Genomic DNA, 1,030 nt, shown 5'->3' with positions numbered 1-1,030 from the left:
CTTGCGGTTCTCTGGCCAGGTCGCCGATGAAGGCGGGTTATATTACAACTACTTCCGCGATTATGACCCCAGCACCGGAAGATACATCCAAAGTGACCCTATAGGTCTTGAGGGTGGACTTAATACTTATCTCTATGCCAATGCTAATCCGCAGCGTTTTATAGATCCCCAAGGATCGGCAGCCCAGTTACCAATAGCGATTGGTGGTGCTGCAATAAACATATGTATGCGCATACCCGCCTGTAAAAAGGCGACTCAAGACGCGGTAAAGGCATACAAAAACGTAAGATGTAAATTCGAACGCCACAAGGCGCATCACACGTGGAATGGGAAATATTGTGAGCATTATCATTTAGTCTGTTATATAAAAGGAAGTAAACAGCTGTTTAGAAAGCAGTGGCCGTTCCCAGGTCGGTGCTCACCCATCAAGCCCTCAGATTGGATGCCATAATGACTGTCAATTCGGACATCGAATTTCTTAAAAAGCGTCTTGAAGAAGCGCTGTGTCATTACTCAATGGAGTCTTATAAAAAACTCTGTGGACTCAGAGATGAACAGATTATTGAGACATACCAACCAATACCTTCTTTAGAAGAGCAACAGTATCAAATTGAGTTGGAATTGTTGGACGAGTACAAGGACTCTGGCAGATCTGTGCTCCAGATTGGTATTTACATTAGTTCTCCAGAAACAGTTCTTGGTAGCACACTCTTTGTGTATAGCGATGGGACTGTTAAGCAGGAAGGTAAGATATATCGTTTTATTGGTGGCGTAGCGACTCAGTTGAGGAAATAGTCTGACGTGGTCAAGGGTTTTGTTACAATCCAGTTAAGCCGCTTTCTTCGTCTCTGTCAGTTGTCGTTCATAATCGTTGGGACTCATGTAGCCCAGATATGAATGCAAACGGAGACTGTTATAGGGGAGTGTTAGTAATTCTGTGTCATTTCAGTAGTATATGTTGATTTGCATTTAAAACTGACCCAGGTTTTGCATCTAATATTGACCCGCCTAGTGGGCCATGCGGTTAATT

General features: G+C 43.5%; 2 protein-coding genes. Both read left to right on the top strand.

Annotated elements, in window-relative coordinates; genetic code table 11:
- Window positions 1-451, top strand: a 451-nt coding sequence (locus tag BOW53_RS12620) for an RHS repeat domain-containing protein (protein ID WP_135607117.1), incomplete at its 5' end; no start/stop codon positions are given.
- Complete coding sequence (locus BOW53_RS12615) at window positions 451-795, top strand: hypothetical protein (protein ID WP_078488322.1); 345 nt, start codon at window positions 451-453, stop codon at window positions 793-795. The genes BOW53_RS12620 and BOW53_RS12615, both read left to right, overlap by 1 nt.
- Window positions 796-1,030: the final 235 nt, after the last annotated feature.

Source organism: Solemya velesiana gill symbiont (genome assembly GCF_002020805.1).
Lineage (GTDB): Bacteria > Pseudomonadota > Gammaproteobacteria > Chromatiales > Chromatiaceae > Sedimenticola_A.
The sequence above is the reverse complement of the archived record's forward strand: the minus strand, read 5'-3'. Positions and strand labels throughout refer to the sequence as shown.

Excerpts from the sequence above, each read along its gene's own strand:
- BOW53_RS12615 (WP_078488322.1), top strand. The coding sequence starts at position 451 with ATGACTGTCAATTCGGACATCGAATTTCTTAAAAAGCGTCTTGAAGAA.